Annotated in this window: 14 protein-coding genes, 1 pseudogene and 1 riboswitch; of the genes and pseudogenes, 12 read left to right on the plus strand and 3 right to left on the minus strand. The window is 65.1% G+C overall.

All coding sequences use genetic code 11. The annotated features are described in order from the left end of the window. The first annotated feature begins 70 nt into the window (after positions 1–70). From BMX04_RS04760 to trmB, 6 genes are all read left to right on the plus strand, one after another. Entirely contained in the window at positions 71–1,045 is a 975-nt protein-coding gene (locus BMX04_RS04760; protein WP_050662665.1) for a PhoH family protein, read from the plus strand. A gap of 6 nt (positions 1,046–1,051) precedes the next feature. Next, positions 1,052–1,540 (plus strand): rRNA maturation RNase YbeY, encoded by a 489-nt coding sequence (gene ybeY, locus BMX04_RS04765; RefSeq protein ID WP_074785242.1) that lies wholly within the window; start codon positions 1,052–1,054, stop codon positions 1,538–1,540. Between the two features lie 42 nt (positions 1,541–1,582). Continuing rightward, positions 1,583–2,470 (plus strand): hemolysin family protein, encoded by an 888-nt coding sequence (locus BMX04_RS04770; protein ID WP_050662667.1) that lies wholly within the window; start codon positions 1,583–1,585, stop codon positions 2,468–2,470. Further along, positions 2,463–3,998 (plus strand): apolipoprotein N-acyltransferase, encoded by a 1,536-nt coding sequence (gene lnt, locus BMX04_RS04775; RefSeq protein ID WP_074785243.1) that lies wholly within the window; start codon positions 2,463–2,465, stop codon positions 3,996–3,998. The genes BMX04_RS04770 and lnt overlap by 8 nt, the downstream gene beginning before the upstream one ends. 32 nt (positions 3,999–4,030) lie before the next feature. Continuing rightward, positions 4,031–4,078: riboswitch (SAM-SAH riboswitch) on the plus strand. 5 nt (positions 4,079–4,083) lie between these two features. Further along, on the plus strand, positions 4,084–5,250 hold the full coding sequence (gene metK / locus BMX04_RS04780; RefSeq protein WP_050662669.1) for a methionine adenosyltransferase: 1,167 nt from the start codon (positions 4,084–4,086) through the stop codon (positions 5,248–5,250). Between the two features lie 43 nt (positions 5,251–5,293). Further along, entirely contained in the window at positions 5,294–6,007 is a 714-nt protein-coding gene (gene trmB / locus BMX04_RS04785) for a tRNA (guanine(46)-N(7))-methyltransferase TrmB (RefSeq protein ID WP_074785244.1), read from the plus strand. A 4-nt stretch (positions 6,008–6,011) separates the two neighbouring features. Here trmB and argE read toward each other — a convergent pair whose 3' ends face one another. Then, entirely contained in the window at positions 6,012–7,178 is a 1,167-nt protein-coding gene (argE, locus tag BMX04_RS04790; RefSeq protein ID WP_050662671.1) for an acetylornithine deacetylase, read from the minus strand. A 187-nt stretch (positions 7,179–7,365) separates the two neighbouring features. Between argE and BMX04_RS04795 the strand changes: the two are divergent. Both BMX04_RS04795 and BMX04_RS04800 read left to right on the plus strand, forming a co-directional pair. Continuing rightward, positions 7,366–8,028 (plus strand): annotated as a pseudogene (locus BMX04_RS04795) (ATP-binding cassette domain-containing protein); the annotation flags it as partial. A gap of 1 nt (position 8,029) precedes the next feature. After that, positions 8,030–9,229, plus strand: a complete 1,200-nt coding sequence (locus BMX04_RS04800) for an HlyD family type I secretion periplasmic adaptor subunit (protein WP_074785245.1) — start codon at positions 8,030–8,032, stop codon at positions 9,227–9,229. 39 nt (positions 9,230–9,268) lie between these two features. On the opposite strand, the gene BMX04_RS04805 is transcribed toward BMX04_RS04800, so the two are convergent. Then, complete coding sequence (locus tag BMX04_RS04805; protein ID WP_050662687.1) at positions 9,269–10,285, minus strand: ribose-phosphate pyrophosphokinase; 1,017 nt, start codon at positions 10,283–10,285, stop codon at positions 9,269–9,271. A 104-nt stretch (positions 10,286–10,389) separates the two neighbouring features. Between BMX04_RS04805 and BMX04_RS04810 the strand changes: the two genes are divergently transcribed. Continuing rightward, positions 10,390–10,989 (plus strand): 2-hydroxychromene-2-carboxylate isomerase, encoded by a 600-nt coding sequence (locus BMX04_RS04810; RefSeq protein WP_074785246.1) that lies wholly within the window; start codon positions 10,390–10,392, stop codon positions 10,987–10,989. A 4-nt stretch (positions 10,990–10,993) separates the two neighbouring features. After that, on the plus strand, positions 10,994–11,800 hold the full coding sequence (locus BMX04_RS04815) for an alpha/beta fold hydrolase (RefSeq protein ID WP_074785247.1): 807 nt from the start codon (positions 10,994–10,996) through the stop codon (positions 11,798–11,800). Positions 11,801–11,845: 45 nt separating this feature from the next. Here the strand turns inward: BMX04_RS04815 and BMX04_RS04820 are convergent, their stop codons facing one another. After that, the gene (locus tag BMX04_RS04820) at positions 11,846–12,799 is read right to left on the minus strand and encodes a radical SAM protein (RefSeq protein WP_074785248.1); all 954 of its coding nucleotides are present in this window, start codon (positions 12,797–12,799) and stop codon (positions 11,846–11,848) included. 158 nt (positions 12,800–12,957) lie between these two features. On the opposite strand from BMX04_RS04820, the gene zwf reads away from it, so the two are divergent. Together zwf and pgl are read left to right on the plus strand one after the other, a co-directional pair. Next, complete coding sequence (gene zwf / locus BMX04_RS04825; RefSeq protein ID WP_074785249.1) at positions 12,958–14,412, plus strand: glucose-6-phosphate dehydrogenase; 1,455 nt, start codon at positions 12,958–12,960, stop codon at positions 14,410–14,412. Continuing rightward, a complete protein-coding gene (gene pgl / locus BMX04_RS04830; protein WP_074785250.1) occupies positions 14,409–15,080 on the plus strand; it encodes a 6-phosphogluconolactonase in 672 nt (223 codons plus the stop codon). The genes zwf and pgl overlap by 4 nt, the downstream gene beginning before the upstream one ends.

Consider the following 15,080-nt stretch of genomic DNA (forward strand, 5'->3'; position numbering starts at 1 on the left):
CACTCTGAGTGCAGACCTTTTGCAGTGGGAGACATGTTTGGTCCATAGCGCACCGCCCCCCGCCCCGGACATGGCCGCAGGCCACGAAACCCTTGTTGAATTTCCCGATAACCGTCTGCTGATCGAGCTTTGCGGCGAATATGACCGCAACCTCGCCGATATCGAAAAATCCCTTGGAATCCAGATCCTGCGCCGGGGCAATCAGCTTGTCGTGGTGGGTGAGACGGATGCGCGCGAGGCGGCGGCGGAGGTGCTGGCCGCGCTCTACGAGCGGCTGGAAAGCGGCAAGAGCGTGGAGCGCGGCGACGTGGACCGCGAATTGCGCATGGGCGACGACGAGGGCGATTCGGGCGGTCTGGACGGTGATCAGCTTGAGATGTTCAAGGGCGGCACGGTCGAGATCAAGACCCGCAAGAAGCTGGTGGAGCCGCGCACCGACGCGCAGAAAGCCTATGTGCGGTCGCTCTTTGCGCATGAGCTGGCGTTCGGCATCGGGCCTGCGGGCACCGGCAAGACCTATCTCGCGGTGGCGGTCGGTGTGAACATGTTCATCGAGGGGCATGTGGACCGGATCATCCTGAGCCGTCCGGCGGTGGAGGCGGGCGAGAAGCTGGGCTATCTTCCCGGCGACATGAAGGACAAGGTCGATCCCTACATGCAGCCGCTCTATGATGCGCTGAATGATTTTCTGCCCGCCAAGCAACTGGCCAAGCTGATCGAGGAAAAGCGCATCGAGATCGCGCCCTTGGCGTTCATGCGGGGGCGGACGCTGGCCAATGCGTTTGTCGTGCTCGATGAGGCGCAGAACGCCACCTCGATGCAGATGAAGATGTTCCTGACCCGTCTGGGCGAAGGTAGCCGCATGGTCATCACCGGCGACCGCACGCAGATCGACCTGCCGCGCGGTGTGCCGTCGGGGCTGGCGGATGCGGAGCGGCTGCTGACGACCATTCCGCAGATCAGTTTCAACTATTTCACCGCCAAGGACGTGGTGCGGCACCCGTTGGTGGCGGCGATCATCGAAGCCTATGAGGCTGAAGGTTAGGCGCACATGCTGACCGAGGTGATGATCGAGGACGACCGCTGGCAGGCGGTGGGGCTGGCGGGGCTGGCGGCGCGCGCGGCGGAGGCCACGCTGGTGCATCTGGGGCTGGCCCCCGGTGATTGGGAGATCAGCGTTCTGGGCTGTGACGATGCGCGCATTGCCGTCCTGAACGGTGATTTCCGGGACAAGCCGCAAGCCACCAATGTATTGAGCTGGCCGAGCGCGGAGCGCGGCGCTGACCGCCCCGGCGCGCGGCCTGCACTGCCCGAGGCGGGGCCTGATCCGGAACTGGGCGATGTCGCGATTGCCTATGAGACCTGCGCGCGCGAGGCCGAGGCAGGCGACAAACCGCTGGGTGATCATGTGACACATCTGATCGTGCATGCGGTGTTGCACTTGTTGGGTTACGATCACATCCGTGACCAAGATGCCACTTTGATGGAGGCGACCGAAGTCGCCATACTTGGCAAACTGGGGGTTGGTGACCCATATTAGCTATTGAGGGGCCTAGACCCCTGTGATTTGGAAAAGAGACGGATGGACGAGAGTACGGACGGGTCTTCTAGCGCAGCGCAGGGCGCGCAGCCGGAGGGCCATAGCGAGAGTGACGAAACGGGCGGGTTTTTCCGTCGCGTGATCGGGATATTCAACCCGGGCGAAGATATCGACGAGATAGCGCAGGACGACGCCGAGTACGTCAATGGTGCGCCGGGTATCGGCAACCTGCGTCACATGGCGGTCGAGGATGTGGCCATACCCAAGGCCGAGATCGTCTCGGTGCCGTCGGACATTACCAAGGATGATCTGGTGCATGTGTTCCGTGACAGCGGCATGACACGGCTGCCGGTCTACGAGGGTACGCTCGATACCCCCATCGGCATGGTGCATCTCAAGGATTTCGCCCTCAAGCACGGGTTCAACGGCAATGGCCCCGCGTTTTCGCTGAAGAAGATGCTGCGGCCGCTGCTGTTCGTGCCGCCGTCGATGCCGATCGGGGTGCTGTTGCAGAAGATGCAGGCCGAGCGGCGGCACATGGCGCTGGTGATCGACGAATATGGCGGCGTGGACGGGCTTGTCACCATCGAGGACCTGATCGAACAGGTGGTGGGCGAGATCGAGGACGAGCACGATATCGACGAGGGCCAATACTGGACCGAGGAAAAGCCTGGCTGTTACATCGCCCTCGCCAAGACCCCGCTGGAGGAGTTCGAGGCCGAGATCGGCCAGTCGCTGACCGACGTGGACGAGGTGGACGAGGAAGAGATCGACACCATCGGCGGGCTGGTCTTCATGCTGTTGGGCCGGGTGCCGGTGCGCGGTGAGGTGATCGAGCATCCCGCGGGCCCGGTGATCGAGGTGATGGAGGCCGACCCGCGCCGGATCAAGCGGGTGCGGGTGCGGCTAGTCGAGGCGGCGCATGGCTGAGCAGGGGCGCGTGGCCGGCATGGCCGCGCAGATCCCCCTGATGCCGCGCGGGCGGCGCGTTATGCTTTTATTGCTGATCGGGGCGCTGGCGGCGCTCGGGCAGGCCCCGGTCGGGGCGTGGCCGGTGACGCTGCTGGCGCTGGCGGTGGTCTTTGGCCTCTTTCGGATGACCGAGGGATGGCGGCAGGCGGCCTGGCTGGGCTGGCTGATCGGCACCGGCTATTTCCTGCTGGCGCTCAATTGGATTGTCGAGCCGTTCCTTGTGGATGTGGCGCGGCATGGCTGGATGGCGCCCTTTGCGCTGATGGGTTTGGGCGCGGGGCTGGCGCTATTCTGGGCGCTGGGCCTGGGTGTGGGGCGGGCCCTGGGCGGTGGTTTGCCCGGGTTCGTCGGCGGCATGGGCCTTGCCGAACTGGCGCGCGGCTTTGTCTTTACCGGCTTTCCATGGGCGCAGCCGGGGCATGTGCTGATCGACACGCCGCTTTTGCACTGGGCGGCGTGGCTGGGCGCGCCGGGATTGCTGGCGCTGGTGCTGCTGGCGTCGGCGCTCATCTGGCGGGTGGCGACGGCGCGGCATGTGCCCTCGGTGCTGGGGCTGCTGGTGCTGGTGGCGCTTTGGCCGCTGGGGGCATGGCGCACGCCCGAGGCGGGTGCCGCGCCCGGGGCCCTCACGGTGCGACTTGTGCAACCCAATGCGCCACAGCACGAGAAATGGGACCCCGACAAGATTCAGGGGTTTTACGAGCGGCAATTGCGGTTCTCGGCGGTGGGCGAGGGGGCGCGGCCCGATCTGATCGTTTGGCCGGAGACGGCCGTGCCGGTGCTGCTGAACCATGCCGGGCGCACATTGGAGAGCATTTCCGGCGCGGCGGGGGGGGTGCCGGTGGTGCTGGGCATTCAGCGGTTCGATGGGCCGCGTCTCTATAATTCGCTGGCTTATGTGGAGGCGGGGGGCGCTGTCGCGGCGGTCTATGACAAGCATCACCTCGTGCCCTTCGGGGAATACATGCCGTTCGGCGATCTGCTGGCGGACTGGGGGATTCACGGCCTCGCGTCGAATGCCGGGCAGGGCTATTCCGCCGGGCCCGGCGCGCAGGTGCTCGACCTTGGCGCCGTGGGGCGGGCGCTGCCGCTGATCTGCTACGAGGGTGTATTCTCGCGCGATCTGCGGGCGGCCCCCGAGCGCGCGGATTTCCTGTTGTTGATCACCAATGATGCGTGGTTCGGCAAGATTTCCGGCCCCTATCAGCATCTGGCGCAGGCGCGTCTGCGCAGCGCCGAGATGGGGCTGCCGATGATCCGGGTCGCCAATACCGGCGTGTCGGCGATGATCGACGCGACCGGGCGCGTCACGGCGCGTATCCCGATGGGCGAGGCGGGATGGCGCGATGCGGCCCTGCCGCCGCCCTTGCCGCCGACGCTATATGCGCGGCTGGGCGATGCGCCGATGATCCTGCTGTTTCTGGCTCTGCTGGGGCTGTCGCGGCTGCGCCACAGGGCGCGGCAGACCGGTGCAGTTCTCCATTGACGCCACCGGGTGGGGGGCGTAACGACACGCCACAATCGTCACAACGGCTTCCTGGCGTGGCGCTGAAACACAATGGAGCACTTTCATGGCAAGACAGAATTACCTTTTTACCTCCGAATCCGTTTCGGAGGGACACCCGGATAAGGTCTGCGACCGGATTTCCGACGCGATCCTCGATGCGTTCCTCGCCGAGGAAGAGAACGCGCGGGTCGCCTGCGAGACCTTTGCGACCACCAATTGCGTGGTCGTCGGCGGTGAGGTGGGGCTGTCGGACAAGTCGCGGCTCGCGGATTTCATGGGCCGGATCGACGGTATCGTGCGCGACTGCGTGCGTGATATCGGTTACGAGCAGGACGAATTTCACTGGAATACCTTGCAGTTGCACAACATGCTGCACCCGCAGTCGGCGCATATCGCGCAGGGCGTGGATCGCGACGGTGCGGGCGATCAGGGCATCATGTTCGGCTTTGCCGTCGATGAGACCGATGCGCTCATGCCGGCGCCGATCCTGTTCTCGCATGCGATCCTGAAGCGGCTGGCGGAGGCGCGCAAATCGGGGGCCGAACCGACGCTTGGGCCCGATGCCAAGTCGCAGCTGACCCTGCGCTACGAGGATGGCAAGCCGGTCGAGGTGACGCAGCTTGTGTTGTCGACGCAGCATACCGACGAGGCGCAGACGAGCGATGATATTCGCGCCATCGTCGAGCCCTATATCACGGACGTGCTGCCGAAAGAGTGGATCACCAGCAATACCGAATGGCACGTGAACCCCACGGGCACCTTCGTGATCGGTGGGCCTGACGGCGATGCGGGCCTGACCGGGCGCAAGATCATCGTGGATACTTATGGTGGCGCGGCCCCGCATGGCGGCGGCGCGTTCTCGGGCAAGGATCCGACCAAGGTGGACCGCTCCGCGGCCTATGCGGCACGGTATCTGGCGAAGAACATCGTGGCGGCGGGGCTGGCGCAGAAATGCACGCTGCAACTGAGCTATGCGATCGGCGTGGCGCGGCCTTTGTCGATCTATGTCGATACGCATGGCACCGGCCAAGTGCATGAGGCGGAGATCGAGAAAGCGGTTGCGCAGAATATGGATCTGACGCCGCGCGGCATTCGTGAGCATCTGTCGCTGACCCGTCCGATCTATGCGCGCACGGCGGCCTATGGTCATTTCGGGCGCGCGCCCGACGATGACGGCGGCTTCAGCTGGGAGCGCACCGATCTGGTCGATGCGCTGAAAAAATCCGTTTGATCAAGGGGCTGGTGCGTGAACCTCACGCGCCAGTTTTAGCTGCATGAGCCAAGACAAGCACCCGACCGGCGCGCCGTGGCGCAACTTTCACGGCCGGTTCAAGGGCAAGGCCCTGCGTCCCAAGCAAGAGGAATACCTGGCTGAGGATCTGGGCAAACTGTCGCCCGGGCCGGTCGATTGGGACATGAACCCCGCGCGGAAACCGATTGATCTGAAGGCGCTTTTCGGGGATCGGGAGGTCTGGCTTGAGATCGGGTTCGGCGGGGGCGAGCACATGGTGCATCAGGCCGTCGAAAATCCGGGCGTGGGGATCATCGGCTGTGAGCCCTATATCAACGGCGTAGCGATGCTGTTGGGCAAGATCCGCGATGCCGATGCTCGGAATGTTGCGGTTTATCCGGGGGATGTCCGCAACATGTTTGACGTGCTGCCGGAGCAGTCCATCTCGCGGGCGTTCCTGCTTTATCCTGATCCATGGCCCAAGAAACGCCATCACAAGCGGCGCTTCGTGACCGAGCAGCATTTGACGCCGCTTGCCAAGTGCCTGAAGCTTGGCGCTATTTTCCGGGTCGCGACGGATATCCCCGATTACGTGCGCCAGACCTTGGAAGAGGTGCCGCGCCACGGGTTCGAGTGGCTGGCAGAGCGCCCTGCCGACTGGCGGGAGCCGTGGGGCGATTGGATATCCACACGCTACGAGCAAAAGGCCCTGCGCGAGGGCCGGGTGCCGCATTACCTGACCTTCCGGCGGGTCTGAGGCGTCAGGCCGCGAGCTTGTCGCCCAAGCGGCCCAGCATGTCGAGGCATTGCTGCAGTTGGTCGAGGGCCACGTATTCGTCGGGCTTGTGTGCCTGGTCGATCGAGCCGGGGCCGCAGACCACCGCCGACATGCCGTATTGCTGGAAGATCCCCGCCTCGGTGCCGAAGGGCACGAGTTCTGCGCCGTTGCGGCCGGTGAGTTCCATCATGATGTCCTTGGCCTCGTTGATCTCGGTGGGTTCCAGCCCGTCGACCTCTCCGATCACCTCGGTGGTGATGCTGGCCTCGGGGTGGACGCCGCACATGCGCGGCAGCAGCACCTCTTCGCAATAGCGGCGCATGTCCTCCTTGACGAATTCGGCATCGGCGAGGGTGACGGGGCGCATTTCCCATTCGATGGTGGCGTTCGAGGCGATCACGTTATGCGCCACGCCGCCCTTGATCGAGCCGGTGTTGATCGTGGTCCAGGGGGGCTCGAAGCGGCTATCTTCGGGGGCACGGAAGCGCAGCGATTCCTTGAGTTCCAGCAGGCGGTTGACGTAGCGCACCGCGTATTCGACCGCGTTGACGCCGCGTGCGGGATGCGAGCCGTGCCCGGCGAGGCCGCAGAAATGGGTGGTGTATTCGTAGCAGCCCTTGTGGCCCTCGATGATGCGCATCGAGGTGGGTTCGCCGATGATCGCGACGCCGGGACGGATGCCGCGCTTTTTCAGGCTGTCTACCAGCGCCTGCGCGCCGAAGCAGCCGACCTCTTCGTCATAGGTGAAGGCGAAATGAACCGGGCGGTCGCGCACCTTTTCGGCAAAGATCGGGGCCATCGCGCAGGCGGCGGCGATAAAGCCCTTCATGTCGCAGGTGCCGCGTCCGTAGAGGTGACCGTCATGTTCGATCAACTCGAACGGGTCGCTGGCCCAGTCCTGTTCGGCCACCGGCACCACGTCGGAATGGCCCGAGAGCACGATGCCGCCATCGACGTCATCGGGGCCGATGGTGGCGAAGAGATTGGCCTTGTGGCCGATCTCGTCGTGGAAGATGTCGACCCGCGCGCCGTGGGATTCGAGCCGGTGCGCGAGATAGGCGATCATGTCGAGGTTGCTGACCTCGGAGATCGTCGGGAAGGCGATGAGATCGCGCAGGAGTGCGACGGTATCGGAGAGTTGCGTGCTCACATCGATGTCCTTGGTCAGTAGGGCGGTTTGAAAACTGTCTGACCTTGTTGATCCTGAGCGGCCCCGTCAAGTCCTTGTCCGGGGAAATCTTGCCGAGCGTGGTGGGTGATAATTGTGCTGCCTGTTGCATAATCGACTCAGGCGTGTGGAGTGGTAGGCCGAATACTGGCCTATACATCAAGATATATTGGATATTCCCGCGCTGGCCATTCAGCCGGGGCAGAGGATCGCGGTGCTGGGCACCAATGGGTCGGGCAAGTCGACCTTTCTCAAGCTGTTGGCCGGGCTTTATGCGCCGTCCTCTGGCCGGGTGATGCTGGACGGCACCGATATGGGTCAGATCGCGCCGCGCGACCTGCGGCGGCTGGTCGGCTATCTGGGGCAGGATGTGCGGCTGTTCACCGGCAGCCTGCGCGAGAACCTGAACCTGACGCTGCTGGAGCGTGACGACGCGCGGCTGATGCAGGCGCTGGATTTCGCCGGGTTGGGGCCGTTCGTGAAGGGCCATCCCAAGGGGCTCGACCTCGAAATTCTCGACGGCGGGCAGGGGTTGAGCCAGGGCCAGCGGCAGAGCATCGGCTGGGCGCGGCTGTGGTTGCAGGACCCGGCCATCTGCCTGCTGGACAAGCCGACGGCGGCGCTGGATCAGACGCTGGAACGCACGCTGGTGAGCCGGTTGGAGACATGGCTATCGGGGCGCACGGCGGTGATCGCCACGCACCGCATGCCGATCCTGAGCCTGACCGACCGCACCCTGATCCTGCAGGCCGGGCGGATGGCCGTCGATGGCCCGCGCGATCAGGTGCTGGCGCATCTGGCGCAGGTCGGTGCCACGGCGGGAGGGGCATGAGATGAGCGACACCACAGAGCGCAACGCGGCCCATGTGATCGCCGATCTCAATGCCCGGCTGGGCGGCCCGAGCCTGATGATCTGGCTTTGTGCGCTGACGGTCTGGGCGTTTGTTCTGTGGGCGTCGCTGGCCTGGATCGACGAGATCGTGCGCGCGCCGGGCGAGTTCATTTCCAATTCGCGCCCGCAGATCATCCAGAACCTCGAAGGTGGCATCCTTGCGGAGTTGCAGGTGCAGGAGGGCGACGTGGTGGAGCGCGGCGATGTGCTGGCGCGGCTGCATGACACCCGGTTCCAGAGCGAGGTCGCCGATATGCGCGACCAGATCGCGGCGCTGGAGGTGCGGCAATTGCGGCTGGAGGCGGAACTGGCCGGGCAGTTCGATTTCGAGGTGCCCGAGGCGCTGGCCGGGCGGGCGCCCGAGATGGTCGCCTCGGAGCGCGCGCTGCTGAAGGCGCGGCAGGAGGATTACGTCAAGCGCAGCGAGGGGGCGGCGCGGGTGATGGTGCAGGCGGCCGAGGAAAAGCGCCTGCTGGAGAACCTGCTGGCACAGAAGATCGTCGCGCTGATTGAGGTCACACGCGCACGCAAGGCCCATGCCGATGCCGAAAAGCGCTATGACGAGATCGTCACGCAGGCCGAACTGGAACGCGCCGAGGCCTATTCCGAGGTTCTGAAGGAGTTGGCGACGCTGCGCCAGACGCTCAAGGCCAGTCAGGACCAGCTGAACCGCACCGTGCTGCGCAGCCCGATGCGCGGGGTGGTCAACAATCTCAGCGTGACCACCATCGGCGGGGTGGTGCGCCCCGGCGAGGAGATCCTGGAGATCATCCCGCTCGATGAGGCGCTGCATGTCGAGGCGCGGGTCGAGCCGCGCGACATCGCCAATATCCGGCGCGGGCAGGAGGCGACGATCAAGCTGACGGCCTATGATTACACGATCTACGGCACCCTCAAGGGCCGGGTGGATTTCATTTCCGCCGACACGTTCAAGGATGAGCGTGCCCGCGACCCGGACGGCAACCCGCATTACAAGGTGACGCTGCGGGTGGATATGGGGGCGCTGACCGCGCGGCAGGCGGGCATCGAGATCCGCCCCGGCATGCAGGCGGATGTGGAATTGCACACCGGCGAGAAGACGGTGCTGCAATACCTGCTCAAGCCACTTTACAAGAGCCAGGAGGCGCTGCGCGAGCCGTAGCCCTCTACGGCGATGCGCGACGGCCCAAGGCCCCCGTCTTCAGCCCGCGAATTGCCCCTCGTAGACCGGCTCCAGCGTGGGGGTCTCGAAGAGCGACGAGACCGAGGTGCCATTCCAGATATTGAGGATCGCCTGCGCAAAGACCGGAGCGGTCGGGATGATGCGGATATTGGGCGTGGCCTTGACCGCCTCGGTGGGCTGGATCGTGTCGGTGATGACCATGGATTTCAGCACCGAATTGGTGATCCGCTCGACCGCCGGGCCGGACATCACGCCGTGGGTGGTATAGGCGTGCACCTCGCGTGCGCCGTTGTCGATCAAGAGTTGCGCCGCCTTGCACATGGTGCCGGCGGTGTCGCACATGTCATCGACGATGATGCAGATCTTGTCGCTCACATCGCCGATCACCGTCATTTCGGCAACTTCACCGGCCTTTTCGCGGCGCTTGTCGACGATCGAGAGCGGTGCCTCGATCCGCTTGGCCAACTCGCGGGCGCGTGCCACGCCGCCCACATCGGGCGAGACGATCATCACGTCGTCCATCGTGCCCTTGAACTGGGTCATGATGTCGAGCGCGAAGATCGGCGAGGCGTAGAGGTTATCCACCGGGATATCGAAGAAGCCCTGGATCTGGGCGGCGTGCAGGTCCATGGTCAGCACCCGTTCGATCCCGGCCTCGACGATCATGTTGGCCACCAGCTTGGCCGAAATCGGCGTGCGCGCCTTGGAGCGGCGATCCTGCCGTGCATAGCCGAAATAGGGGATCACGGCGGTGATGCGCTTGGCCGAGGAGCGGCGCAGCGCGTCGGACATGATCAGCAGTTCCATCAGGTTGTCATTGGCCGGGTTCGAGGTGGGCTGGATGATGAACATGTCCTCGCCGCGGACGTTCTCGTAGACCTCGACAAAGATTTCCTGATCGTTGAACCGTTCGATGCGCGCGTCGCAGAGCCCGACATCGACCCCCCGATGCATCGACATGCGCCGCGCGATGGCCTTGGCGAGTGGCATGTTGGCATTGCCGGAAATCAGCTTGGGTTGCGATGTGGAAGGCATGATGTGGTCCCCGGAATGATCCATGTGACAGATTCGTGATGTTGCACACCGCTTAGCATGCGCCTAACGTCGCGCAAAGCGATGCGAACGGGGAGCGCGGTGAAATGGCCCATATAGATTATTATTTCTCGACCTTGTCGCCCTTTGCCTATCTGGCGGGCTCGGGGTTGGAGGAGATCGCGGCCCGGCATGGCGCAGGCGTCACCTACAAGCCGCTCGACATCATGGCGCTGTTTGCGCGCACCGGCGGCACGTCACCCGCCGAACGGCACCCGTCGCGCAATGCCTATCGCGCGCAGGAATTGCCGCGACAGGCGAAAAAGCGCGGCCTGCCGCTCACTGTCAAACCGGCGCATTGGCCGACCAACCCGGCGCCGTCGTCCTATGCGATCATCGCCGCGCAGAATGCGGGCGGTGGCGATGTCGGCGCGCTGGTGCAATCGGTGCTGCGCGCCTGCTGGGCCGAGGAGCGTGATATCGCAGAGGATGCGGTGGTGCGCGACTGCCTGCAACAGGCGGGGTTCGATCCGGCGCTGGCCGACACCGGTCTGCTGAGCGGGGCCGAGACTTATGCCGCCAATCTCGAAGAGGCGGTGAATGCGGGCGTGTTCGGCGCGCCGTTCTACGTGGTCGACAGCGGTCAGTCGTTCTGGGGGCAGGACCGGCTGGAGGATCTCGACCTGCATCTGGCGGGCAAGCTCTGAGGTCATGCCGAAGGCGAGCCGCGCGGGCCATCCGATTTACTGGACCGAGTTCGGACGCGGACGGCGCGCGGCGCTTGGGCTGCATTGCTCGCTGTCGCATTCCGGCAGCTGGAGCGGGATCATGCGCGGCCTCGGAGGCGTGCTGCACCTGACGGCCCCCGATCTGCCGGGACACGGGCAGAGCGCGCCCTGGGATGGCGCGACAGAGATCCAGGCGCTGAGCACCGCGATCGCGGCGGAGTTCCTGACCGGCCCCACCGATATCATCGGTCATTCCTTTGGCGCGACGGTGGCGCTGCGGCTGGCGGTCGAGCATCCCGGGCTGGTGCGGTCGCTGATCCTCTACGAGCCGGTGTTCTTTGCCGTGGCGCTGGCCGATCATCCGCAGATGCGGGCGCGCCACGCGCTCGAGATGTCGGGCTATGCCAAGGGGATCGAAGCGGGGGACATGGCGGCGGCGGCGCAAGCCTTTCTGCGGGTCTGGGGCGACGGGCGCGCCTGGGACGATCTGCCCGGCGCGGTGCGCGCCGGGCTGGCGGCGCAGATGCCGCTGATCGAGGCGGCGGCCCCGGCGCTCTACGAGGATGCGGGCGGCATGCTGGCCAGCGGTGCGCTGGCCCGGGTCGCAGCACCGGTGCTGCTATTGGAGGGCAGCGCGTCGCCTGCGATCATCACGGCGATCAACGAGGGGCTGGCGGCGCGCTTGCCGCAGGCCGCGCGCGCGGTGATCGCGGGGGCAGGGCATATGGGGCCGATGACCCATCCCCAACAGACCGGCGCGGAAGTGCTGCGGTTTCTGGGCGAGACCTGAGCCGGGCGAGACGCGCTTTGCAAGCGCCTTGCGCGGTGGGCCGGGTCAGCCCGAGCAGTTGGCCCCGCCGAGGACGCAGAACTTGGCGCAATGCGGGTGGTTGAGGGCGACATCGCGCTCGGCCTCGGCGAGGCTTTCGCCCAGCTCGAATTCCGGCGCGTAGGGCAGCAGCGTGCAGGCCAGCACGGCCGGTTTTTCGGCCCCCTTGCGTTTCACAACCATGCGCGAGGAGGCGCACATCACGTCGCGCGGTGACTTGCCGAGGATGTCCCAGCAGGCGGTGGTGATCTCGGGGACCTCGGCGCTCTCGTCCATTTCGGGAAAGAGCACGGTCGCGCCGGGGTCATAGGCGTCGATCTCGAAGCCGTGTTCGGCATAGAGCTGGGCATAGCCCGCGCGCGATTGTGCCTCGGTCTCGTCCCAGACGGTGCGGCCTGCCACGGTCATGCGGATGCCGTTGTCGCGCAACCAGCACATGCCGTCGATGGTTCTGGCAAAGGTGCCCGGCCCGCGTTCCTCGTCATGGCAGGCCTCGGACCAGTGATCGACCGAGATGCGCAGGGTCAGCTTGTCGCGCCATGTCTGCGCCAGGTCGAGCAGGCCCGCGCGCATCGTCTTGCGCATCATCGGGCGCATCGCGTTGGTGAGGATCAGCACCTCGTACCCCTCTTCCAGGGCCGCCCGTGCCATGCCGATCATCTGCGGATTCATGAACGGCTCGCCGCCGGTAAAGCCGATTTCGGTCACCGGCCAGTGGCGCGCGCGGATCTGGTCGAGATAGTCGCGCACCTCCGATTCGGTGATATAGACGAGCGCGTCATTCGAGGGTGAGGACAGGATATAGCAATTCCGGCATTCGATGTTGCACAAGGTCCCGGTGTTGAACCACAGCGTTTCGGGATGGCTGAGCGGCACGGTGGCGCGCGGCTGACCATCGGCGGTGCGCGCGGCATCCTGAAACTTGCCTTGATTGGCGGGGATACTGAGGCTGTCTTTCATGCGTTGGATCGCTCCTTTCCGAATATGTGTGAGCTATCTCTCACGATCTGGCAAGGGAAGGGCTCTGACGCCATTGTGAAGCCGCAGCGACATGTTACAGTCATGCCGATACGCGGATCGCCCGGAAGATGGGCGCGCGGCAATCTGAGGAGACAGGCATGGCGTCTCGGGTGATCCCGGTCGATCCGTTCGATCTGGTGGTGTTCGGCGGCACGGGCGATCTGGCCCGGCGCAAGATATTGCCTGCGCTCTTTCGCCGTTATGTCGCCGGGCAGATCGAGGGCGACGTGCGCCTGATCGGGGCGGCGCGCAGCGAGATGGACGCGACGGCCTATCGCGAGATGGTGCGTGAGGCGATCCTCGAGTTCGGTGGCGACGAGGCAGGCCGCAAGACCGAGCTCGCGGCGTTTCTCAAGATGCTGGATTATGTGACCCTTGATGCCAAGGGCACGCAGGGCTGGGCCGATCTGGCGGGCAAGATGCGCACCGATCGCATCTGCGCGTTCTATTTCTCGGTGGCCCCGTCGCTGTTCGGGGATCTGGCCAAGCGGTTGCACAAGCATGGCATGGCCGATGACGAGAGCCGCATCGTGGTGGAAAAGCCCTTTGGCCGCGACCTGGAGACCGCCCGCGCGCTCAACCGGACGCTGGCGCAGCATTTTCACGAGGGGCAGATCTACAGGATCGACCATTATCTCGGCAAGGAAACCGTGCAGAACCTGATGGCGATCCGGTTCGGCAATGTTCTGTTCGAGCCGCTGTGGAACAGCCAGTATGTCGACCACATCCAGATCACCGTGGCCGAGAGCGTGGGCGTCGGCGGGCGTGGCGATTATTATGACAGTTCGGGCGCAATGCGCGACATGGTGCAGAACCACATGATGCAGCTCTTGTGTCTCATTGCGATGGAGCCGCCCGCCAAGTTCGAGCCCGACGCGGTGCGCGACGAAAAGCTCAAGGTCATTCGCGCGCTCGATCCGGTGGAGCCGGAAAACGTGGTGCGGGGCCAGTACGAAGGCGGTGACGCGCAGCCGGGCTATCGCGCGCAGGTCGAGAATGCCGACAGCCTGACCGAGAGTTTCGTGGCCCTGAAGGCGCATATCAGCAACTGGCGCTGGGCCGGCACGCCGTTCTACCTGCGCACTGGCAAGCGCCTCAAGGAGCGGGCGAGCGAGATCGCGGTGATGTTCAAGGACGCGCCGCATTCGATCTTTGGTGCCGATGCCGGGCGGCATCACAATATCCTGACCATCCGGTTGCAGCCCAATGAGGGGATCGAACTGGGGGTCACGATCAAGGAACCGGGGCCGGGCGGCATGCGTTTGATAGATGTGCCACTCGACATGACCTTTGCCGAGGCGCTTGGGCCCGAGGAGGCCGATTTCCCGGATGCCTATGAGCGGCTGATCATGGATGTGATCCGTGGCAATCAGACGCTTTTCATGCGCGGTGACGAGGTCGAGGCCGCCTGGGCCTGGACCGATCCGGTCATTGCCGAGTGGGACGCGCAATCAGATGCGCCATTGCCCTATGTGAGCGGCTCTTCGGGGCCGGATGACGCGCTCATGCTGATGCATCGCGACGGGCGGCGCTGGCGGGAGATACGACCATGAACATCATTGATTATCCGGATGCCGAAATGCTGGCCATCGGCCTTGCCGATGAATTGGCCAGCGCCCTGCGCACCGCGCTTGCCAATGAGGAGCGCGTGCTTTTCGTGGTGCCCGGCGGCACGACGCCCGGCCCGATCTTTGATGCGCTCTGTGAGACAAGTCTGGACTGGGACCGGGTGGATGTGCTGCTGAGCGACGAACGCTGGCGGCCCGAGGTGCATGTGCGCTCCAACACGCGGCTGATCCGCGAGCGGCTGCTGACCGGGCGTGCGGCGGCGGCGCGCTATCTGCCGCTTTATGCCAAGGCGGAGGAGCCCGAGGAGGTGCTGGCGGAACTGGAGGCCAATATCTCACCCGCGCTGCCGATTGATGTCTGCCTGTTGGGGATGGGCGAGGACATGCATACCGCTTCGCTTTTCCCGGGGGCCGACAATCTGGAGGATGCGCTGGCGCGGCGCGCGCCGATCCTTGTGCCGATGCGCGTGGACGGGGCCGAGGAGCCGCGTGTCACGCTGTCGGCGCGGGTGCTGAACGGGGCGGTGGCCAAGCATCTGGTGATCACCGGCGACAAGAAGCGCCGCGCGGTGGAACGCGCGCAGCACATGCGGGCCGTCGAGGCCCCGGTCGCCGCCGTGCTGGACGACATGACCGTGCATTGGGCCCCGTGA

Source organism: Roseovarius tolerans, assembly GCF_900109855.1.
Taxonomy (GTDB): domain Bacteria; phylum Pseudomonadota; class Alphaproteobacteria; order Rhodobacterales; family Rhodobacteraceae; genus Roseovarius; species Roseovarius tolerans.

Bases quoted from the DNA above. Each gene is read 5' to 3' on its own strand.
- BMX04_RS04815 (WP_074785247.1), top strand. From the start codon at position 10,994: ATGCCGAAGGCGAGCCGCGCGGGCCATCCGATTTACTGGACCGAGTTC.
- pgl (WP_074785250.1), top strand. From the start codon at position 14,409: ATGAACATCATTGATTATCCGGATGCCGAAATGCTGGCCATCGGCCTT.
- BMX04_RS04820 (WP_074785248.1), bottom strand. From the start codon at position 12,799: ATGAAAGACAGCCTCAGTATCCCCGCCAATCAAGGCAAGTTTCAGGAT.
- ybeY (WP_074785242.1), top strand. From the start codon at position 1,052: ATGCTGACCGAGGTGATGATCGAGGACGACCGCTGGCAGGCGGTGGGG.
- BMX04_RS04805 (WP_050662687.1), bottom strand. From the start codon at position 10,285: ATGCCTTCCACATCGCAACCCAAGCTGATTTCCGGCAATGCCAACATG.
- BMX04_RS04810 (WP_074785246.1), top strand. From the start codon at position 10,390: ATGGCCCATATAGATTATTATTTCTCGACCTTGTCGCCCTTTGCCTAT.
- BMX04_RS04770 (WP_050662667.1), top strand. From the start codon at position 1,583: ATGGACGAGAGTACGGACGGGTCTTCTAGCGCAGCGCAGGGCGCGCAG.
- BMX04_RS04800 (WP_074785245.1), top strand. From the start codon at position 8,030: ATGAGCGACACCACAGAGCGCAACGCGGCCCATGTGATCGCCGATCTC.
- metK (WP_050662669.1), top strand. From the start codon at position 4,084: ATGGCAAGACAGAATTACCTTTTTACCTCCGAATCCGTTTCGGAGGGA.
- lnt (WP_074785243.1), top strand. From the start codon at position 2,463: ATGGCTGAGCAGGGGCGCGTGGCCGGCATGGCCGCGCAGATCCCCCTG.
- BMX04_RS04760 (WP_050662665.1), top strand. From the start codon at position 71: ATGGCCGCAGGCCACGAAACCCTTGTTGAATTTCCCGATAACCGTCTG.
- zwf (WP_074785249.1), top strand. From the start codon at position 12,958: ATGGCGTCTCGGGTGATCCCGGTCGATCCGTTCGATCTGGTGGTGTTC.
- trmB (WP_074785244.1), top strand. From the start codon at position 5,294: ATGAGCCAAGACAAGCACCCGACCGGCGCGCCGTGGCGCAACTTTCAC.